Source organism: Hydrogenophaga sp. (assembly GCF_011772445.1).
Classification (GTDB): Bacteria; Pseudomonadota; Gammaproteobacteria; order Burkholderiales; family Burkholderiaceae_C; genus Hydrogenophaga.
In genome coordinates this window covers 103265-124348 of record NZ_WVZN01000044.1, presented here as the reverse complement: position 1 = coordinate 124348, position 21084 = coordinate 103265, and the positions used below count along the sequence as shown (strand labels likewise).

The 21084-nt window shown below is 68.2% G+C and carries 16 protein-coding genes; 7 read left to right on the top strand and 9 right to left on the bottom strand.

The window, feature by feature from the left end; translation table 11 throughout:
• Positions 1 to 4: 4 nt before the first annotated feature.
• The 4 genes from GTO19_RS17715 to GTO19_RS17700 all read right to left on the bottom strand — a co-directional run bounded on the left by GTO19_RS17715 (position 5) and on the right by GTO19_RS17700 (position 7194).
• Complete coding sequence (locus tag GTO19_RS17715) at positions 5 to 1792, bottom strand: hypothetical protein (protein WP_291020419.1); 1788 nt, start codon at positions 1790 to 1792, stop codon at positions 5 to 7.
• Between the two features lie 73 nt (positions 1793 to 1865).
• A complete protein-coding gene (gene apbC / locus GTO19_RS17710) occupies positions 1866 to 2957 on the bottom strand; it encodes an iron-sulfur cluster carrier protein ApbC (protein WP_291020417.1) in 1092 nt (363 codons plus the stop codon).
• A gap of 146 nt (positions 2958 to 3103) precedes the next feature.
• Positions 3104 to 6577, bottom strand: coding sequence for a hypothetical protein (locus GTO19_RS17705; RefSeq protein ID WP_291020415.1), 3474 nt, complete (start codon positions 6575 to 6577; stop codon positions 3104 to 3106).
• A gap of 95 nt (positions 6578 to 6672) precedes the next feature.
• Positions 6673 to 7194: a hypothetical protein gene (locus GTO19_RS17700; RefSeq protein ID WP_291020413.1), complete on the bottom strand. Its 522-nt coding sequence runs from the start codon at positions 7192 to 7194 to the stop codon at positions 6673 to 6675.
• Between the two features lie 102 nt (positions 7195 to 7296).
• On the opposite strand from GTO19_RS17700, the gene metG reads away from it, so the two are divergent.
• Positions 7297 to 9348 carry a methionine--tRNA ligase gene (gene metG / locus GTO19_RS17695; protein WP_291020411.1) on the top strand — a complete coding sequence of 684 codons (2052 nt, stop codon included), beginning with the start codon at positions 7297 to 7299 and terminating at the stop codon, positions 9346 to 9348.
• A gap of 6 nt (positions 9349 to 9354) precedes the next feature.
• On the opposite strand, the gene bamE is transcribed toward metG, so the two are convergent.
• Positions 9355 to 9879: an outer membrane protein assembly factor BamE gene (gene bamE, locus GTO19_RS17690; protein ID WP_291020409.1), complete on the bottom strand. Its 525-nt coding sequence runs from the start codon at positions 9877 to 9879 to the stop codon at positions 9355 to 9357.
• Positions 9880 to 10037: 158 nt separating this feature from the next.
• On the opposite strand from bamE, the gene GTO19_RS17685 reads away from it, so the two are divergent.
• The 3 genes from GTO19_RS17685 to nadB are packed head-to-tail and all read left to right on the top strand — an operon-like array spanning position 10038 to position 12713.
• Complete coding sequence (locus GTO19_RS17685) at positions 10038 to 10250, top strand: DUF3460 family protein (RefSeq protein ID WP_291020407.1); 213 nt, start codon at positions 10038 to 10040, stop codon at positions 10248 to 10250.
• Positions 10251 to 10260: 10 nt separating this feature from the next.
• Positions 10261 to 11115 carry a ScpA family protein gene (locus GTO19_RS17680; protein ID WP_291020405.1) on the top strand — a complete coding sequence of 285 codons (855 nt, stop codon included), beginning with the start codon at positions 10261 to 10263 and terminating at the stop codon, positions 11113 to 11115.
• Positions 11112 to 12713, top strand: a complete 1602-nt coding sequence (nadB, locus tag GTO19_RS17675; protein WP_291020403.1) for an L-aspartate oxidase — start codon at positions 11112 to 11114, stop codon at positions 12711 to 12713. Before GTO19_RS17680 ends, nadB begins: the two co-directional genes overlap by 4 nt.
• A gap of 24 nt (positions 12714 to 12737) precedes the next feature.
• Here nadB and GTO19_RS17670 read toward each other — a convergent pair whose 3' ends face one another.
• The 4 genes from GTO19_RS17670 to nadC form a co-directional block, all read right to left on the bottom strand.
• Positions 12738 to 15746, bottom strand: a complete 3009-nt coding sequence (locus tag GTO19_RS17670; RefSeq protein WP_291020401.1) for a hypothetical protein — start codon at positions 15744 to 15746, stop codon at positions 12738 to 12740.
• Between the two features lie 19 nt (positions 15747 to 15765).
• The gene (locus tag GTO19_RS17665) at positions 15766 to 16317 is read right to left on the bottom strand and encodes a CesT family type III secretion system chaperone (protein ID WP_291020399.1); all 552 of its coding nucleotides are present in this window, start codon (positions 16315 to 16317) and stop codon (positions 15766 to 15768) included.
• Between the two features lie 85 nt (positions 16318 to 16402).
• On the bottom strand, positions 16403 to 17506 hold the full coding sequence (gene nadA / locus GTO19_RS17660; protein WP_291020397.1) for a quinolinate synthase NadA: 1104 nt from the start codon (positions 17504 to 17506) through the stop codon (positions 16403 to 16405).
• Positions 17507 to 17517: 11 nt separating this feature from the next.
• Entirely contained in the window at positions 17518 to 18381 is an 864-nt protein-coding gene (nadC, locus tag GTO19_RS17655) for a carboxylating nicotinate-nucleotide diphosphorylase (protein WP_291020395.1), read from the bottom strand.
• Positions 18382 to 18481: 100 nt separating this feature from the next.
• Here nadC and panB point away from each other — a divergent pair, with 100 nt between their 5' ends.
• Genes panB through panC form a run of 3 tightly spaced genes read left to right on the top strand, consistent with a single transcriptional unit; the run spans position 18482 to position 21066 of the window.
• Entirely contained in the window at positions 18482 to 19357 is an 876-nt protein-coding gene (gene panB / locus GTO19_RS17650) for a 3-methyl-2-oxobutanoate hydroxymethyltransferase (RefSeq protein WP_291020393.1), read from the top strand.
• A 7-nt stretch (positions 19358 to 19364) separates the two neighbouring features.
• On the top strand, positions 19365 to 20153 hold the full coding sequence (locus tag GTO19_RS17645; protein ID WP_291020391.1) for a hypothetical protein: 789 nt from the start codon (positions 19365 to 19367) through the stop codon (positions 20151 to 20153).
• 58 nt (positions 20154 to 20211) lie between these two features.
• On the top strand, positions 20212 to 21066 hold the full coding sequence (gene panC / locus GTO19_RS17640; protein ID WP_291020389.1) for a pantoate--beta-alanine ligase: 855 nt from the start codon (positions 20212 to 20214) through the stop codon (positions 21064 to 21066).
• Positions 21067 to 21084 lie beyond the last annotated feature (18 nt).

Sequence of the window (21084 nt, the reverse complement as noted above, 5' to 3'; positions counted from 1 at the left end):
TGCGTCACTGCTTGATCAGTTGCTCCTTCAAGCGTCGAGAGATGATGGCTTCGGTGCGGTAGCCCTGCTTCTCACCCTGTTCGAGTTCGTCGATGGCCTCGCTGACCCAGGGATAGCGGGTCTTCATCGCATCGAGCCATTCGGGATGCCGGTCCGCGTAGTACCGCCACAGTTGGGCCAGTGCTTCGCCTTTTGTCCCCTGGATGGTGGTATCGCCGCACACCTCATCGGCCCATTGCAGGCAAGCCTCGACACTCGCTGTGGCCCAGTCGGGTCCAGGTGCGAACCGCATCTGGGCAGCGAGTTTCACCGCGATCGTCAGCACCGCGACGGTCGATCGCAAGAGAATGCCCATCAGATTGCGCCGCAGCAGCGCTTGCTGCTGCGGTTGGGACAATCCCTTCAAGGCGTGCGACGCCAGGCTGGCGAACAGACGCTCCCGCACCGGCGGCTCCCAGAACGGCAGCAGGTCGTAGCCCTTCATTTGCGACCATTTCAGCCCCAGTCTCGACAGCATGTACCCATCGGTAGTGACAGATCGGAGTCCATTCGAGGCCGAGCACAGCCAGATACCGAAGAAGAGGGTGTCGGCGCCGGACACCTTTGGCTCGCGGTCTCGCCGGCGCAGGTAGTGAGGCAATTGCTGCCACGCCGCAAGAGGGATTTCCTCCTCGCCAACGTCAAGGCAGGATGTCTCGCCTTTGTGCTCGAACAGGTACTGGCTCAGGTCCAGCAGCACCGCCCAGCCGGTACGCCAGGCATCCTGGTGGGCTTGCCCCACCCGTTCCCGGTGGGAAGGATCGGCGAGTTTCTGGGCCAGTTCGATCAGGCGGTCAAAGCCGGACACCGGCAGTGCCTTCGGGTCTGCGGGCGGGCGTATGGGCGCCAGCACATCGGCCAGGTCGATGTGCTCCGCGTACTGAAGGATCAGCCACTCCAGTTCCTCAGGCTTGGCGCTGGACGAGCACAGCGCCTGCTCGAACAGGTCCATCAGGACCGAGCGCAGCGCCCGGTCGTTCCGTGACTCCTTGAGCAAGTCCAGCACCGCCGGCTGGACTTCGTCGGTGGGCAGCCGCTCCAGCAGCCAGCGCTGGCAGGACGAAGCCAAAGGAAGGGACGGCGCCATGTTCAGGCATTGCAGGACAGACCACGCTCGCAACACCACGACGAACTGCCGTCGCAGATCGGCCATCCGGTACCCGATCTGGTCCTCGAAGACGGGCCGGGTCTCGATCGTCGCCCATCCCACCCGCAAATCGGCATGCGCCAACTCCGTGGTCAGCACCTCCACCACATCGCTCGCCATCTCCAGCGCCAGGACCTCGTTCAAGGCCTGCACCTCCTGCACGCACGCCGCCGCCGCGTGCAAGTCCCCCGTGCGCAGCGCCCAGCCAAACCGTCCGATCGGCCCATCGTCCAGGCGCTGCTCGATCAGCGCCCGGCGAGACAGCTCATCCAGGCCCAAGGCCGACGCACCCCTCTGGTCGAGGGCCTGCAGAAGACCGTCCCGCAAGGCGCGGGCCACGATGAGCCCGTCCGGCCATTGCGAGTCGCTCTGCAGTTGATCGAAAAGCCCGGCGTAGTGCAGCAAGTGATCGGACCAGTTCGGGTCATCGACCGCGTCTTGCAGCGCGTCGTTCAGCACGGACTCGATGTCGCTCAACGCCACACGGCGGAGCTGCTCGACGTCGAGGAGCTTGACTCCGGCTTTTTCTATGACAAGAGTGCCGCGAGGCAGCGACACCGCATGAGCGCCCCCGACAGCACCCGGGCTTGAAACCTTGCGCAGCATCCTTCTCTCCTCCCAAACGACAGCGATCGCCTGGGTGGGCAAGGACTGGCGCGCGGTTCCGCGCTCGCGCCGCTCAGGTGTCGCTGGAGATCTTGATGCTCGGGAACTTCGAGCTGAAGTCCTTGGCCTTGGCCGCGATCTTGATCGCCACCTGCCGCGCCACCGACTTGTACAGCCCCGCGATCTCGCCCTCGGGGTCGGCCACCACGGTGGGCCGCCCGCCGTCGGCCTGCACGCGGATGCTCATGTTCAGCGGCAGCGCGCCCAGGTAATCCATGCCGTATTCGGCCGCCATGTTCTTGCCACCGTCGGCGCCAAAGATGTGCTCCACGTGACCGCACTTCTCGCACACGTGCACGGCCATGTTCTCGACGATGCCCAGGATGGGCACGCCCACCTTCTCGAACATCTTGAGGCCCTTGCGCGCGTCGAGCAGGGCGATGTCCTGCGGCGTGGTGACGATGACCGCGCCCGTGACGGGCACGCGCTGCGAGAGCGTGAGCTGGATGTCGCCGGTGCCGGGCGGCATGTCGACGATGAGGTAGTCCAGATCCTTCCAGTTGGTCTGGCGCAGCAGCTGCTCCAGCGCCTGCGTGGCCATGGGGCCGCGCCAGATCATGGCCTCGTCGCGGTCGATGAGGAAGCCGATGGAGATGACCTGCACGCCGTAGTTTTCCAGCGGCTCCATGGTCTGGCCGTCGATGCTCTCGGGCCGGCCCTCGATGCCCAGCATCATGGGCTGGCTGGGGCCGTAGATGTCGGCGTCGAGCACGCCGACCTTGGCGCCTTCGGCCGCCAGCGCCAGTGCCAGGTTCACGGCCGTGGTGCTCTTGCCCACGCCGCCCTTGCCCGAGGCCACGGCGATGATGTTCTTGACATTGGGCATGAGCTGCACGCCACGCTGCACCGCGTGCGCGGTGACCTTGGTCTGCAGGTTCACCGACACGTTCTCCACGCCCGGCACCGATCGCGCCGCCGCGATCAGCGCCTTGCGCAGCGCGGGCATCTGGCTCTTGGCGGGGTAGCCGAGTTCAACCTCGAAAGACACGTCGCCTTCGTTCACCTGCAGGCCCTTGAGCGCCTTGGTGGAGACGAAATCGCGCCCGGTGTTCGGGTCCTGCACGGCTTGCAGCGCCTGCATCAGCGCCTGTTGGTCGACGGGCATGGGGGGATGGCTCCTGGGGTGTGGGGAAGACCGCCACGCCGCGCGGGGACGCGGGGGCGGGTGCTCTGCGGCGGCGGAAGTCTACCGCCGCAGAGGCACCCCTGCCATCCAGGGGGTTCAACCACCCCGCCGCCGGGCCCGATCGATCAGTGGTCGGCCTTCACCAAGCTGTCAAACCACTGGGTGGCGAAGTCCTTCAGGTGCTGACTCTCTTGATCCTTCAGACTGGGACGGCTCCAGTCCATCCCCTGCGCCAGTTTCACCAGGCCCTCGACCCAGCGGCGGTCGTCGTCATTCAAGGCCTGCGTCCATTGGGGATGCCGCCGCGTCGCGGCCAGCCACACCGCCACCAGAGCGGCCGCGCGAACGAGGAGCTGCTCGTCGATCACCGTGGCACCCTGCGCCTGGTGTTGGTTCAGGCGCGCACGAAACGCCGTCACCGAAGCCACGGCCCACGAGGGGTCGAACTGGAAGCTCTCGTGCGGCTGGGCATCCGCCAGGCTGTAGAGCCGGTTACGGGCACTCTTGGCGAAGGCATCGATGGTTGTCGAACTGCTGGTGATGGCCAGCATCAGGTGGTGCAACAGGGTGGGCCAGACGGCCGTGGCCTCAAGCCCTTTGGCGCTGGCCAGCGCTTGCGCGAAGGCGTTCAGAACCTTGCCATCCCACAGATTGAAGCTCTGGCGAACCATCCGCTCAGCTGTCAGGCATCCCTTGTGAACCCAGTCGGGGCAGGGCAAGCCATGCACCAAGCTCGTGCTCCACGCCTTCTTCACCAGCCCCTCGACCTGGCCATGATCGCCCACGTAGCTCCAGAAGGGCGACGTCCAGGTCTCGCCCGCGGTGGGCTGCAAGGGATCCTGGTAGTGCGTGCTCAACCAGCGGCTCAACTCCATCAACTCCCGCCATTCGGTGCCGCGAGGGCCCTCGGTGTCGATGTGCATCTGAAGCACGGAGGGAAACCGCACCAGGGCCTTGACCAGTGACAACAGGCCCTCGACGCCCGTGGGTGGCACCTCACCCTGTCCGTTCGGCTGCGGCGCCCGGCCCAGGGCCGCCGACAGGTTCATGCGGTGCGCATGCCGGCCGACGAGCCAGCGAAGCGTGCGCTCATCGACATGCGGGCTGCACAACAGGTCGAACAAGACACGTTCGATGACGGCCCGCCCTTCACTCGTCTGCATCACGGCGTCCATCCACTGGCCGAACTCGGGCCGGGACAGCTCATCCAGGATGGCCTGCGCGTCCTCCTGGCCGAGCGGCTGCCCCAGGAGACGCAGTGCACCCAGCCAGCGCCGCACCTGATGGAGCGAGCTGGCGCCGGGCGTCCAGGTGGTCAGGCTCTGCCTGGCCACCTGGACACGCGTCCGATAGGCCTCGATCTTGCGCCGGTCATCGGGTGCCAGCAGGGACCCATCGACCGGATTCGCCTGCAGCCACCGGTGCAAGGCCGGCAGGAAGGGCGACTCGTCGCCGTTGCCGCAGATCTCCAGGCACAAGACCGCGCGCTCAAGCACCACCTGTTGCTGGCCCAACCCAGGAGCGATGAGGGGAACGGCTTCACCCTGCGGTGCCAGCGTGGACACCACGCTCAGCCCGCCCTCGCCTTGGCCGAACGCCAGATCGACCGCCCCGAGGGTCTTCTTGATGGCGGCCACCAGGCTCATGAAGCAATCGCCCGCCTCAGGGTCGCCCGACTGGAACATTTCGCCGACCCAGTCCGCGGCCTCCTCAAGCCGCCCGCCCGCCAATGCCTTCTCGAAGCGTTTGCCCAGCCCGCCAGACAGCCGCGTCATGAGCGCCTTCATCGAGGACCGAAGTCCTTCATCCCCGTAAGGCCCGAGATCGTTCAGGAGGCTGGTGAGTCCCTGGAGCAGGCCATGGCGCAAGGGCTGCGCGCTCGCTGCCAGGCCGCTGGATCCAGCGGCACCCAGCAGCTGGGCATGCACGTCCACCCATTGCGCCAGAAGGGCCACACATCGCGGCACAGGCACATTGGCGGCCTGCTCGACCAGCGCCGCCAGCACGACCGACTGATCCGCCTGCGCGATGCCGGGCAGCACCGCCAGCGTCCACACGCCCAGCGGCTGTTCCAGTGGCCGCTCGATCCAGCGGGTTCGCCGGTTGCGCTGCGCCTCGGTCCACTGCTCCGACGGTGCATGCGTCTCCAGGGCGCACACCACGGTCCATGCCAGGGACAAGGCTTTCGCCGGATGGCTCAGCGTCAATGCCGGCAACTGGCCCAGCCACCCCTCGCAGGCCAGCAGGCCGGCCTCGGGGCTGACCGCGAACGCGAGATCGATGTCCTGGGACACGTCGGACGGCAATTGCCCGGTGTCGATCCCCGCCGCTTCGCGGGGGGGAAACGAAGCAGGCACCCGCCACCGAAGGTCCTTGCGCTCTGCGTCGGAACACTCGGCGTAGGCTTGCCAGAAGCTGCTCGCCCGCTCGGCGCTCACGCCGGCGATCGCGGGTTTCGGGCGGTACTTCTCCAGTTGTTTCAGGGTGCCCTGCAGCCTGGTCCGGTCATCCAGCGGCATGCCCTCCACGTGCGCCAGGCAGCCGGCCACGGCCTTAGCGAACAGGCTGTGCCCCACCAGATGCTCGACGCAGGCGGGTGACTCCTGCATGAGACCTTGCAGCACGTAGGCGCACGCCAGGGGATCGCACATCGAGAGCAACTGGCAGGCCTGCAAGACATGCCCCTGTGTCTGCAGATAGGCGATCGCCTGGGAGAAGGCGTGCGAGACATCACGCCCGGCCTGCAGCGGTTGGGAAACGCTTATCTGCTTGGGGCCGAGCTCGAGCACGGGCTGCCCCTTTTGATCCGCCACGCTGTCCACCACCGGCTGGAGCACCAGCACCAACACCTCCCAGCACTCGTCGGACATGGCAGCGCTCCTCGTCAGGGCCTCTGGCGCCTTGCTCGCCACCAGGGGTTGGGGCGAGGAGTGGAGATCGGTCAGGCTCAGGAGCGCATCGGCCCGATCGAAGGGCGGCAGCATGTCCAGCAGGGGGAGCGCCCACTCGCTCCGGCCTTTCACGATGGCGTGCTCAATGGTGGTGCGAATCAGCTGGACGAAGGACCGCTGCTCGCGCTTGACGGGGTTTGACAGCATCGCCTGGAGACAGGGCTGCGACAGCGCCTGAAACAGGGCGGCCCGCGTGGCCGTGTCGCACATGGCCAGCAAGCGCCGGGCGACGGTGAATTCGCCTTTCGCCGCCATGAGTTCGATGGCGGCCTGCCACACCTGGCGCTCCTCGTCCCGCAGGCGCAGGTGCTCCTTCGGAACAACGCCTTCGCCGCTCGTGGCGAGACCAGGCATCCCCTTCATGGCAAGGACATCGATGGCGCCGAGCAGCAGGTCAAGGTGCTCGACATCAACGAAGTCCTTGCGCGCGATCGACGAAGGGCCCCTCCGCTGGCCGCGTGATGAGGCCTGGTGCTTGTGCTGTGAACTCAGGCCGGTGGTGGGCGATGCGTGGCTGCCTTTTGCGTGGCCGCCCTCATTTTTCGACGCCGACGGATGTCGCTTCGTCGACGCGGGCTTGCTCGACTGGTATGAAGTGCCCGAGGTTCCTGTCGACAGGTTCTTTGGGGGGGATTTCTGTGGAGTCATGGCAGTGGGAAATGCTCTTGCAAGGGGAGGACAGAGGGAGGTGGATCGGGCTGTTGCATGCAGGCCAACACGGGGCAGGCGGGGAGGCCTCCTGCTCAACAACGCAGCGCGTGGCCCGCGTTCAAGCCCGGGAAATGTTCGATGGCGCACCGGTGCGGCGCGGGCGGCGCGGCCCGCAGGCGCCCGCGCCAGTCGTCGAATTGCCGAGCGAAACCGTCCAGGCAGGCTTGCCAGTCGTGTGAACGGCGCGGCAACCCGCTCAGGAACATGGACAGGGTGACGGCGCCACTGGTGCGCTCGACGGCGACGGCCCAGTCGGCGCCTTCGGCGGACCAACGGGCCACCGCGTCTTGCTCCAGCCCATCGAACGGCGCCTGCGCGTCGTCGGCCGCGTCGGTGCCGCGTTCTCCGATGCCTTCGTGAAGGCCGCGCAATTGCTCGGCGCTCACATAGCCCGCACACGCGAACAAGCGGATGCGGTCGCCGCCAGCAGGCACCGCCCCGAGAGGCAGACCCTCCGCGGTGTCGAACAGAAGGCATCCCAGAGGATCGCTTCTTGCGAAGCCCAGGCCCATGGAGGTCAGGTACTGGTCAAGCTGGTGATGAAGTTCGGCCATGAAGGGCTCCCGAAGCGCAGCGCAATGACCGCCTCAGTGCTCACACGCCGCGGCGCGGTTCCTGCCCCTCATAAAATGCACGGCTTCATCATGAGTGCCGTCATGCCCCGTCAGCTCTTCGTCACCACCGCCCTCCCCTACGCCAACGGCCACTTCCACATCGGCCACATCATGGAATACATCCAGGCCGACATCTGGGTGCGCTTCCAGCGCATGCAGGGGCACACGGTGCACTTCGTCTGCGCCGACGACGCGCACGGCGCGCCGATCATGATCGCGGCCGACAAGGCGGGAAAAACGCCGCAGCAGTTCGTGGCCGATATCGCCGCAGGCCGCAAGCCTTACCTCGATGGCTTTCACATCGGTTTCGACAACTGGCACAGCACCGACGCGCCGGAGAACCACGAGCTCGCGCAGCACATCTACAAGGACCTCAAGGCCGCCGGCCTGATCGAGACCCGCACCATCGAACAGTTCTTCGACCCCGAGAAGAACATGTTCCTGCCCGACCGCTTCATCAAGGGCGAATGCCCCAACTGCCACGCCAAGGACCAGTACGGCGACAACTGCGAGGTCTGCGGCAAGGTGTACAGCCCCACGGACCTCATCAACCCCTATTCCGCGCTGTCGGGCGCCAAGCCGCTGCTGAAAAACTCCGAGCACTTCTTCTTCAAGCTCTCCGACCCGCGCTGCCTGGACTTCCTCAAGCAGTGGACGAACAGCGGCGCCGTGCAGCCCGAGGTGCTGAACAAGATCAGCGAGTGGATCGCACCCGACGACAAGGGCCAGACCAAGCTCGGCGACTGGGACATCTCGCGTGACGCGCCGTACTTCGGCATCGAAATCCCCGACGCGCCAGGCAAGTACTTCTACGTGTGGCTGGATGCGCCCGTGGGCTACCTGGCCTCGCTCAAGAACTGGCTGGGCAAGCAGAAGGTCGATTTCGACGCCTTCATGGCCGATCCGTCCACCGAGCAGTACCACTTCATCGGCAAGGACATCATCTCCTTCCACACGCTGTTCTGGCCGGCCATGCTGCACTTCAGCGGTCGCAAGACACCCAATGCCGTGTTCGTGCACGGCTTCCTCACCGTGAACAACGGCGAGAAGATGAGCAAGAGCCGCGGCACCGGCCTGGACCCGCTGAAGTACCTGAGCCTCGGCATGAACCCCGAGTGGCTGCGCTACTACCTGGCCGCCAAGCTCACCCCGCGCAACGAAGACCTGGACTTCAACCAGGACGACTTCCAACTGCGCGTCAACAGCGACCTGATCGGCAAGTTCATCAACATCGCCAGCCGCGCGGCGGGCTTCATCGCCAAGCGTTTCGAGGGCAAGCTGGGTACCGCCTCGGCCGATGGTGCCGCGCTGCTGCGGGCGCTGCAGGCCAAGGCGCCTGCCATCGCCACGCTGTTCGACACGCGCGAGTACGGCAAGGCGCTGCGCGAGGTGATGGCCCTGGCCGACCAGGTCAATGCCTACGTCGACCAGAACAAGCCCTGGGAGCTGGCCAAACAGGAGGGCCAGGAGGCGCGCCTGCTCGACGTGTGCAGCACCTGCATCGAGGCCTTCCGCCTGCTCACGCTCTACCTCAAGCCCGTGCTGCCCGCGCTGGCCGCACAGGTCGAGTCCTTCCTGAACGTGAAGCCGCTGCAATGGGCCGACGCCAGCGGCCTGCTGGGTGCGGGGCACGCCATCAAGGCCTACCAGCACCTGATGCAGCGCGTGGACCCGAAGCAGCTGGAAGCCCTGTTCGAGCCTCCAGCCGCGCCGGTGGAGGCCGCGCCCCTGCCCGGCGGCGAGGCCCTGGCCGACACCATCACCATCGACGACTTCGCGAAGATCGATTTGCGCATCGCGAAGATCGTGGACTGCGAGCGCGTCGAGGGCTCGACCAAGCTGCTGCGCCTCACGCTCGACGTGGGCGAGGGCAAGACCCGCAATGTCTTCAGCGGCATCGCCAGCGCCTACCAGCCCGAGCAGTTGAAGGGCAAGCTCACCGTGCTGGTGGCCAACCTGGCGCCGCGCAAGATGAAGTTCGGCCTGAGCGAGGGCATGGTGCTGGCGGCGAGCCACGCCGACGAGAAGGCCCAGCCCGGCATCTTCGTGCTGGAGCCTTCGCCCGGCGCGCAGCCGGGCATGAGAGTTCGCTGAACCGGCTCAGTTCTTCCGCAGGTCCGGGTCGGGCATCGTCCCGGACCTGATCACCCGGAGGTCCTTGTCGAAGGCCACGCTGAAGATCATCGGCTCGGTCTGGCCCTTGGCCTGGAAGCGCCAGTCCTGGTGCGTCTCGCCGTTGAGAGCAAACGTCTGCACCTTGCGGGGCTTGCCCAGCAGGCGGCGCACCTGCTCCAGCGGCATGCCCGGCTGCACCTTGGCGAAGTTCTCTTCGGTGAGCACCTGCGACACCTTCACCAGCACCCCATCGGGACCGATGGTGATCATGTAATTCACCACGCCTTCGGGCTGGCGGTTGTATTCGTAGATCTGGGCGCCCTCCTCGCCCTCCCACACGGCCTCGGGCTGGCCGAACTTCTCGCGCACGTCGGCCTCGGTGGACACACCGGGCTCCAGCTCGGCGATGTTCTGCAGGTCGCAGGCGCCCACGAACCCCACGGCGGCCAGCACGCCGGTGATGAGGCGGCCCAGGCGCCACCAGGCGCTGCGGGTGTTCGGTCGGGTCATGCGGGTCTCCAGAGTGGACCGGCAGTGTAGGCCGAGGCACCCGGGACCGCGTAGCGATCGGTAACCGCCGGGCTTCTGGCCTCGTCTCGCCTCGCCGCACGGCGGGTCGGACCCGTCGGTAAAATCGATGGTTTTCCCGAACCGGACACCCCCACGCCATGTCCTTCTTCCGCCGCCCCGACTACCGCTCCGAGGTCACCCAGTTCATCGACCAGCTCAAGGCCGCCCGGCCCGAACTGGAAGCGAAGCAACGCGAGGGCCGCGGCCTGCTCTGGGACAAGACCATCGACCGAGAGTTCTCGGCCGCGGCCGAGGCGGCCGAGGTGCCGCAGAAGCCCTACGTCTACCAGACGAATTCCGATTTCCAGTGAGCCGGGCGCGATGACCGAACCGGCACCCTCTCTGGACGAGGCCCCGCAGGGCCTTGACGAGGTGCTGCCCACGGTGATCGACAACGTGGCGCTGGCGCGGCTCTATGGCGAGCCGCTGTTCAAGCTGCCGCAGGACCTGTACATCCCGCCCGACGCGCTGCAGGTCTTCCTCGAGGCCTTCGAGGGCCCGCTGGACCTGCTGCTCTACCTCATCCGCAAGCAGAACTTCAACATCCTCGACATCCCCATGGCCGGCGTCACGCGACAGTACCTCGAGTACGTCGAGGAAATCCGCGCGAGCAACCTCGAGCTGGCCGCCGAGTACCTGCTGATGGCGGCGATGCTGATCGAGATCAAATCGCGCATGCTGCTGCCGCCCAAGAAGACGGCCGAGGGCGAGGAAGCCGAGGACCCGCGCGCCGAACTCGTGCGCCGCCTGCTCGAATACGAGCAGATGAAACTGGCCGCGCAGCGCCTGTCCGAAGTGCCCCAGTACGGCCGCGACTTCCTGCGCGCCCAGATCTACGTCGAGCAGGCGCTGCAACCGCGCTTTCCCGACGTGGAGATGATCGACCTGCAGAGCGCCTGGCGCGACATCCTCAAACGCGCCAAGCTGGTGCAGCACCACAAGATCAGCCGCGAGGAGCTCTCCGTGCGCGAGCACATGAGCATCGTGCTGCGCCACCTGCAGGGCCGCCAGTTCGTCGAATTCGGCGACCTGTTCGACACCAGCAAGGGCGTGCCGGTGGTGGTCGTCACCTTCATCGCCATGCTCGAGCTCGCCAAGGAAACCCTGATCGAGCTCACCCAGGCCGAGGCCTTCGCACCGATCTACGTGCGCCTAGCCTACACCCCAGCAACATGAACCAACACTTTGACGTCCTGGTCATTGGCAGTGGCCTGGCCGGGCTGTCGACTGCCCTGCACCTGAGCGCCACGCACCGCGTGGCCGTCATCACCAAGCGCGCGCTGCTGGACGGCTCCAGCAACTGGGCCCAGGGCGGCATCGCCGCCGTGCTGGCCGAGGGCGACAGCTATGCGTCCCACGTGGAAGACACGCTGGTGGCCGGCGCCGGCCTGAGCGACCGCGAGGCCACCGAGTTCACGGTGGAGAACGCACCCGCCGCCATCGCCTGGCTGCGCGAGTTGGGTGTGCCCTTCTCCACCGCCGACGGCGAGCTGCACCTCACCCGCGAAGGGGGCCACAGCCACCGGCGCATCGTGCACGCGGCCGACGCCACCGGCGCCGCCGTGCAGGCCACGCTGGTGCAGCGCGTGAAGGCCACGCCCAGCATCCAGGTGTTCGAGCACCACATGCTGGTGGACCTGATCACCGAGCGTCACCTCGGCTCCCCGGACGGCGAACGCCGCTGCTTCGGCGCCTATGTGCTCGACACCGTGCGAGACGAGGTGGTCACCTTCTCGGCCCGCCACACCGTGCTGGCCACGGGTGGCGCGGGCAAGGTGTACCTGTACACCACCAACCCCGACACGGCCACGGGCGACGGCATCGCCGCCGCCTGGCGCGCGGGCTGCCAGGTGGCGAACATGGAGTTCATCCAGTTCCATCCCACCTGCCTGTACCACCCGCAGGCCAAGAGCTTCCTCATCACCGAGGCCGTGCGCGGCGAAGGCGGCCTGCTCAAGTTGCCACCGCACCTGGGCGACGACCTGGGCGGCCACCGCTTCATGCCCGACCACGACCCGCGCGCCGAACTCGCGCCGCGCGACGTGGTGGCGCGTGCCATCGACTTCGAGATGAAGAAGCATGGCCTGGACTGCGTGCACCTGGACATCTCGCACCAGAGCCCCGAGTTCCTGCGCGAGCACTTCCCCAACATCCTGGCGCGCTGCGCCGAACTGGGCATCGACATCACGAAGGAGCCCATCCCCGTGGTGCCGGCCGCGCACTACACCTGCGGCGGCGTGGTCACCGACTTGCAGGGCCGCACGGAAATCGCCGGCCTGTACGCCGTGGGCGAGACCACCTGCACCGGCCTGCACGGTGCCAACCGGCTGGCCAGCAACTCGCTGGTGGAGTGCATGGTCTTCGCGCAGGCGGCCGCTGGCGCCATCCGCGCGCAGCAGGCCAACGAGCCGCCCGCGCTGCCCCTGTGGGACGACAGCCGCGTGACCGACGCCGACGAGATGGTCGTGATCTCGCACAACTGGGACGAGTTGCGCCGCTTCATGTGGGACTACGTCGGCATCGTGCGCACCGACAAGCGCCTGGAGCGTGCGGCGCACCGCATCACCCTGCTGCAGCGCGAGATCCACGAGTTCTACGCGCGCTTTCACGTCACGCGCGACCTGCTGGAGCTGCGCAACCTGGTGCAGGTGGCCGACCTGATCGTGATGTCGGCGATGCTGCGCCGCGAAAGCCGCGGCCTGCATTTCAGCCGGGACTACCCGGCGATGCTGCCGGAAGCGAAGCCCACGATCCTGGTGCCGCCGGCGCGCTGAGGCCGGGGCCCGCGCCGCGGGCCGCTACACCAGCGCCTGCGGGGCCTGCATGTCGGCGTCGCCGATGACCGGCGAGGCTGGCACCGTCTTCAGCAGCTCGCCAATCGTCAGGCGATGCGCCGCTTGCCGGGAATCGCCTTTCACCTCCTTGCGCCACGCCTGCAGAAGGTCTCTCACGTCGACGGGTTCGTCCAGGTGCGCCAGCGGATTGGCGTCGTCCCGCCACTGCTGGTGCAGTACGGTGTTGAAGTCGGGCCGCGCATCGGCCGGCACCGAGGCGAGGGTCTTCGCCAGCGCCTCCACCCAGCAGCGGAACCGCTGCGCCGTCTGGTACGCGGCCCGGCCGATCGTCTGGTCCAGGGCCAGGCAACGCTGCTCGATCTTCTGCCGCTCGTGCGCGTCGTGCTGGCGCTTCAGCGGCGGTATGCCGGACACCAGGGCGCCGTACAGCCGCGGCATCAGGCCGGACGTCACCACATACCCCTTGAAAGCGTTCATGTAGTCGTCGATGGTGCGGCTGCGCGGTGCCGTCGTCGCGCCAAGCACGAAGCCACCGACGAAGGCCAGCACGCGCATGGCCTCGGTGTGTGATTCCGCGTACAGCTCGTACATCATCGCCGTGAAGTTGGCCCACCAGTTCACCCAGCCACCGAACGCGGAGCGGGCCGCGGCCTGGGTGTCGATTTGCTCGAGGGTGTCGCTCCACGACGTCGGGCCCATGTCCTTCACCACCACGCGGTATTCCTCGGGGTGGCGGGCCGCGAAGATCAGCTTCGCGATCTCTGGCCATGCCGCGTCCGCGGCCTCGCCCACGGCCAGGCCGATGCGCGACAAGCCGAACGCCAGTGTCTTCAGGTCCACCTGGCCCAGGGAGCCGCTCAAGAGCGTCGTCGCGGCCGTGTAGCCGCCGTCCCGTATCGAGTGGAACTCGATCGCGTGCGCCGGCGGCATCATCTGGCCATCCAGGCGCCGCAGCTCGATGGTCTTGATGCGCGGGCCGAGACCGGGAATGCCCGGCGCCTGCAAGGTGAGCGGTCTTTGCAGGGCCTCGCGCAGCCATCGCGAGGTTTCGATCACGGCGCTGGACCACACAGCCTCGCTCCACAAGCGATAGGCCACGGCGGACACACCGCTGGCGCCCATCACCCCCTGGGCGACCGTGACGCCCAGCCCGCCCACCGCCTGCACCGCCACCAGCAGGCCCGACGACCACTTCAGCACGTCGGCGAAGGTCGATTGCCGGTGCTCGATCTCGGGCACCCGGCGGATGGCGTGCATCCGGTACAGGGAATAGACCGTCAAACCACCGCCGAACGCGAAGGCCAGCCAGTCGACGAGTTCGTCGGGGACGCTGTCGCTCTCGCAGGCGAGGTCCCGGATGGCCGTGGCGATGCTGTCCATGACCAGGCGCGAAACGTAGGTGCACACGCCGTCCCGGAGCATCGAATAGGCCGCCGTCCCCCAGAACCCACGGGTGTCGGACGCATAGGGCACGGTGGTCGGTGGCAGCGAGGCCTCCCACACGCGCACGAGCAGGGCCACGCGCAGTTGGTGCAGCGGCCCGGTCGTCGACGCGAGGGCCTGGCGTTCGGCGAGCACCTCCGCCAACGCCGCCTCCAGCCGCGCCAGCTCGCTGGCCACCAGCGCGTTGACCAGCTCATCCAGCAGCGCCAGGTGCTGCCCCAGGGAGACCCAGATGCGCGCCATGGCCTTGGCATGGCAGTTCCGGCCCCTGGGCAGGCAGGTCTCGTCCACCAGGCGGCGCATCCATGGGCGCGCCGCGCCACCCAATCGCTTGTCCGCCTTTTCGCTGGTGCGCATGTCCACCAGCAAGGCCCTGAGCTGGAACAGCGTCCGCTCGGCCTCGGCCCCACGGTCGCACCGGGCAAGGTACCCGGACAGCTCCTTGACGGTGCGCGCCACCTCGAGCACCTGAAGGGTTCGCCCGACCACGAGCCGGGATGGGCGCTGCTTGTGCAACTGGCCCGTCAGGTGATCCCGGGCGCTCTGAATTCTGCGCCGCTGGTCTTCGAGTGCGCGCTGCCTGGCCTGCATCCAGTGCTCGCAGCAGTACGTCCAATAGCTGAGCGGCCGCTCGGGCTGCCGCTTCAGCAGCGCCTCGATCCGATCGGCGATGGAGACGGCGGGGGCGGCTGCAACGGGTTCGAGGTACTGCGCGAACACGGCCCCGTCCCGCTCCAGCGTCTCCTCGGCCTCCCGGAGGACCGCCCTGGTGTCTTCCAGCAGGTCCTGCGGTCCCAGGTCCTCGCAGAGCAGGACGAGTTCCCTGAACGCGGCCAGCGCACCGCCGACGTCGTCCTTCGCATGGCGCGCCGCCGCATCGACAAGGATGTCGACCGCGTCCGCGTCCTGCCCGAAGCGCGCGTCGCCCCGCGCCATCTCGCACCACATCTCCAGGGCCACGAGGCGGGCGGCCTGTTGGTCGACCATGGCCTGCTTCTCCCGCAGTTGGCGATGGGGCACACCACCGGCACCGGCCAGCGGCAGGCTCGTCACGACCTTGTCCAGCGTCAGCCTGCCCAGGAGAAGGACCCATCGCACCTGGCCAGTGACGTCGTCCGCGTTCGGTTCGTGCAAGGACATCACGGGGTCAACCGGTGCGTGCCTGAGGCGCTTGGCGAATTCACGGGGCGTGCAATCGTGAATCAGGCACTGCCGCGCCACGTCGACGAGCGACTCCACGATCTCGGCGTGGCCGAGGCGGGATCGCTTCTTGAGCACCGACCACAAGGCCAGGACCTGCTTGTCGTCGACGATCGGCGTGCCATCGAGCCCGACCGCCATCGCCTGCGGGCCGAGCACCGTGGCGACGGCCATCAGGTTGTGGTGCCTGATCGAGGCCTGCAGAGCGGACTCCTTCCGCAGGAAGCCGGGCCTGGGCACCCGCTCGGCCCACGGGCGCGATCGGGACGAGTCGCCAAGGCCGACCGAATCGTCTCCCACCCAACTGCTGTTCAACGAGGCCTTGCCGGACGAGGATGCGCTGCTCCTGGCGCGTGATGACAGCTTCATGGGACCGGCTCGCGCGCCCTCAGGCGTACACCGATCGCGCCAGCGGATCGCAGGCCGGGGCCGGGTCCAGAAACCACCCTTCGCGCCACCGCAGGGCCTGCTCGCTCATCAGTCGCATGCCATCGAACAGCGAGGCAGCGGACAAGCTGCCCTCATCGAAGCGGCACCCGCAGACCACGTCCCCGGACTGTGAATCGATGCAGAAGGCCGACCGGCCGTGGGTGTGGAGGAACAGGTTGAGTTCGAGCAGGCGCGTCGCCGCCTGCAACGCGGCCCGCTCGGGCAACTGCCCGAACAGGCAGGCCAGGTACACGCCGCCACCGCCCCCCGGCACGCAGGACAGGCACATGCCGACCCCCGCGACAGCCGCCTCGAACGACACCGGATCGAACGGCCCGAGGGCCGACACGTCGGGTGGCACCCAGCCGGTGACCTCGCACAACTCGGCCAGCACCTGCAGGAAGCCCAGGTTGGTGGCACCGGGCCGCGACAGGTGCTGCCGTATCGCGGTGTGCAGCGGCGATGTGGCTGCACGGTCTTCGTCGTGATGGAGGTCTTGCCCGTTGCTCATGGGCAGTGGGTAACGCCCTCTGCCCCTTCTGCAACCCGCTCCGCCTCACGGACTTCTTACGCTGCGCACAGGCAGCGCGCGACGCTCAGGCCGCGCCGATGTTCGGCACCAGCGCGCCGGCGTCCTGCCCTGCCTTGTGCGCGGCCGTGAAGGCCAGCATGCGGTCGATCGGCTGGCGCGCGCGCGGGATCAGCGCCGGGTCCACGTGGATCTGGTTGAGCCCCTTCTCCAGCACCTGGGCCACGCCGGCCAGGCCGTTCATGGCCATCCAGGGGCAGTGCGCGCAGCTCTTGCAGGTGGCGCTGTTGCCGGCCGTCGGTGCCTCGATGAACACCTTGCCGGGGTTCTGCTGGCGCAGCATGTGCATCATGCCTTTGTCGGTGGCGACGATGAACTCGCTCGCGTCGAACTCCTTGGCGGCCTTGAGAATGGCCGAGGTCGAGCCCACCGCGTCGGCCAGCGCCACCACGTCCGCCGGGCTTTCCGGGTGCACCAGCACCCTGGCCTTGGGGTGCTCCTTCTTCAGCGCCTCCAGCTCGAAGGCCTTGAACTCGTCGTGCACGATGCACGAGCCGTTCCACATCAGCATGTCGGCGCCGGTCTCGCGCTGGATGTAGCCACCCAGGTGCTTGTCGGGCGCCCACAGGATCTTGTGGCCTTTGTCTTTCAGCGCACGCACGATGTCGAGCGCGCAGCTGCTGGTGACCAGCCAGTCGGAGCGCGCCTTCACGGCCGCACTGGTGTTGGCGTAGACGACCACCGTGCGGTCGGGGTGCGCGTCGCAGAAGGCGCTGAACTGATCGATGGGGCAGCCCAGGTCGAGCGAGCAGTTGGCGTCGAGGTCGGGCATCAGCACCGTCTTCTCGGGGCTCAGGATCTTCGCCGTCTCGCCCATGAAGCGCACGCCAGAGACCACCAGCGTGGTCGCCGGGTGGTCGCGCCCGAAGCGCGCCATCTCCAGCGAATCGCTCACGATGCCGCCGGTCTCGATGGCCAGGTCCTGCAGGTCGGGGTGCACGTAGTAGTGCGACACCATGACCGCGTTGCGCTCTTTCAGCAGCGCCTTGATGCGCGCCTTCAGCTCGGCGCGCTGCTTCGGCCCGGGCTCCACCGGCACGCGCGCCCAGGCGTGCTGCGTGGGGCAGGCGGGTTGTTCGTACTCGACGTCGATGATGGCTTCGTTGCTCATGCCAGTCCTCCTCACAGCGCCTCGAAGCGCATGGAAAAGTCGATCGCCTTGACGTCCTTCGTCAGGGCCCCGATGGAGATGCGGTCGACACCTGTTTCTGCAAGCGCCCGCACGGTGGAGAGGTTCACGCCGCCCGAGATCTCGAGGATGGCGCGGCCGGCGTTTCGGCGCACGGCCTCGCGCAGCGTGGGCAGGTCCATGTTGTCCAGCAGCACCATGGTGGCGCCGTGGCTCAGCGCCTCGTCGAGCTGCTCCAGCGTCTCGACCTCGATCTCGACGAAGCGCGCGGCCGGCGCGGTGTCGCGCACGCGCTGCAGCACCTGGGCCACGCCGCCCGCGGCGGCGATGTGGTTCTCCTTGATCAGCACCGCGTCGAACAGGCCGATGCGGTGGTTCACGCCACCGCCCACCGTGACCGCGTGCTTCTGCGCCAGACGCAGGCCCGGCAGGGTCTTGCGGGTGTCCACGATGGCCGCGCGCGTACCGGCCACGGCGGCCACGTAGGTGGCCGTCTGCGTCGCCACGGCCGAGAGCAGTTGCAGGAAGTTCAGCGCCGTGCGCTCGGCCGTCAGCAGCGGCTGCGCGCGGCCTTCGATGGTGAGCACGGTCTGGTCGGGTTCGCAACGCGCGCCTTCGGCCACATGCCAGGTGATCACCGCCTGCGGATCGAGCGCGCGCACGGCGGCTTCCACCCAGGGCGCGCCGCAGAGCACGGCGCTCTCGCGCGCGAGCACGCGGGCCCGCGCGGGGCGTGCCGCATCGACCAGCGCGGCGGTGAGATCGCCGGTGGCCACGTCTTCGGCCAGGGCCCGCGCGACGTCCTGCGCGGCCAGCGCGGCGATGTCGGCGGAGGTGTATTCGCTGAGGTGTTTCATCGTGGGGAAAGGGCCATCGGCCGGGTGTGCACCCGCATGGTGCAATGCACTATAGTCCCCCGCATTCTCGTTCACCGCCCGGCCCGCGCCGGACCACGACATGAGCAACCCCACCCCCGCCACACCTTACGGCACGCTGCCGGCGGCCTCTCCCCTGCCCGCCCGCAAACCCGTCAGCCTGCCGCGCCTGAACGAGCTGCGCGAGCGCGGCGAAAAGATCACCATGCTGACCGCCTACGACGCCACCTTCGCGGCGGTGGCGGACGCGGCCGGCGTCGAATGCATCCTGGTCGGCGACTCGCTCGGCATGGTGTGTCAAGGCCTGGCCAGCACCGCGGGCGTCACGCTCGAGACCATGGCCTACCACGTGGAAAGCGTGGCGCGCGGCCTGCGCCGCGTGCAGGGCACGGCCTGGCTGCTGGGTGACCTGCCCTTCGGCGCGTACCACGAGTCGAAAGAACAGGCCATGCGCAGCGCGGCGCAACTGGTGCATGCGGGCGCGCACATGATCAAGCTCGAAGGCGGCGGCTGGACGGCCGACACCGTGCGATTCCTCGTCGAACGCGGCATTCCGGTCTGCGCGCACCTGGGCCTCACGCCGCAGACCGTGCACGCGCTCGGCGGCTACCGCGTGCAGGGCCGCGACGACCAGGCCGCGCTCGCGCTCAAGCGCCATGCGCTCGAACTGCAGGACGCTGGCGCCACCATGCTGGTGCTGGAGATGGTGCCCGCCACGCTGGCGACCGAGATCACGCAGCAACTGCCGCGCTGCCACACCATCGGCATCGGCGCGGGCAAGGGCACGGCCGGCCAGGTGCTGGTGATGCACGACATGCTGGGCGTGAACCTGGGCAAGAACCCGAAGTTCGTGCGCAACTTCATGGACGGCGCGGGCTCGGTGCGCGACGCCATGGCGAACTATGTGCGCGCCGTCAAGGACGGCAGCTTCCCCGACGACGCGGTCCACGCCTGGTGAGGCGCCCATGCGGCCCACGCGCCCGCGCGATGCGGCCCTGACCCGCTCGCTGCTGCTGCTGCGCCTGCAGCGGCGGCTGGAGGCCGACGCCTGGCCGCGCCTGCAGATGGGCCTGCTGGTCGCGCTGACGGGCGCCGCGGGGCTGCTGGCGTCGTTCCTGCTGTTGCAGGCGGGCTTGTCCGCCATGTGGCTGCGTTACCCCCTGGCGCTGGCCCTGGCCTATCTGGTCTTTCTCGCCCTGCTTTGGCTGTGGCTGCGCACGCGGGCCGAGGACTGGCTCGCTGACGCGCCGGCCGGCTCGGGCGATGGCGGCGCAGGCGCTTCGCGTGGCGCCGCTTCGTCGGGCCCGCACGAACCCGTGTCCGGTGGCGGCGGCGACTTCGGGGGCGCGGGCGCATCGGCCGGATTCGACGCGCCGGCCTCCGCGCCCCCCGGCCCCATCGCCTCGGGCGGCTCCAGCAGCGGCTTCGATGTCGGGGACGCCGACGAATTCGCCCTGCCGCTGGTGGTGATCGCGCTGGCCATCGGCCTGGCCCTGTCTTCGTTCTACGTCGTCTACACGGCGCCCGCACTGCTGGCCGAGTTGCTGCTCGATGGCGTGCTGGCTGCCACGCTGTACCGCCGGCTGCGCGGCCTGTCGACGCGCCACTGGATCGAAACCGCCGTGCGGCGCACGGCCCTGCCCTTCGCGCTGACCGCGGTGTTCCTGCTGCTGTGCGGCGCCGCGATGGCGTGGTACGCCCCCGACGCCCGCTCGCTCGGCGAGGTGCTGCGCCACGCCACCGGCCGCCCATGACGCCAGGGAGATAATTCCATCGGGCTCCACGCCCACCCGGCCTTCCTCGATCGCTTTCATGAAACTCGTTCACACCATCGCCGACCTGCGCGACGCGCTGCGCCCCCACGACTCCCCCGCCCTGGTGGCCACCATGGGCAACCTGCACGCGGGCCACCTGGCCCTCGTCAGGACCGCCAAGCCACTGGGCGACGTGACCGTGGCCAGCATCTTCGTCAACCGTTTGCAGTTCGCGCCGCACGAGGACTTCGACACCTACCCGCGCACGCTGGAGGCCGACTGCGAGAAGCTGCGCGGCGCGGGCTGCGACGTGGTCTTCGCGCCCAGCGAGCGCGAGATGTACCCCGAGCCGCAGGGCTTCAAGGTGCATCCGCCCGCCGAGCTCGCCGACATCCTCGAAGGGCACTTCCGCCCCGGTTTCTTCACCGGCGTGTGCACCGTGGTGATGAAGCTCTTCCAATGCGTGTTCAGCGAGGCCAAGGGCCGCCGCACCGCGATGTTCGGGCTCAAGGACTACCAGCAGCAGCTCATCATGCGGCGCATGGTGAAGCAGTTCGCCCTGCCGGTAGACATCGTGGGCGCCCCGACCGAACGCGCCCCCGACGGCCTGGCGCTGAGCTCGCGCAACATGTACCTGAGCGAGGCCGAGCGCGCCGAGGCGGTGCAGCTCTCGCTGGCGCTGCGTGGCCTGGCGCGCGACGCGCTGGCCGCGGCCGATGGACTGGAGCGCCAGTTGCCCGGCCTGGAACAGCGTGCGATGCAGGCCCTGGCCGCGCGCGGCTGGCAGCCCGACTACCTGACCGTTCGCCGCCGCGAGGACCTGCAGCCGCCCAAAGCCGGCGATGCGCTGGTGGTGCTGGGCGCGGCGCGGCTGGGCAAGACGCGCCTGATCGACAACCTGGAGGTGGGCTGAGCGGGCGCTGTTGCGGGA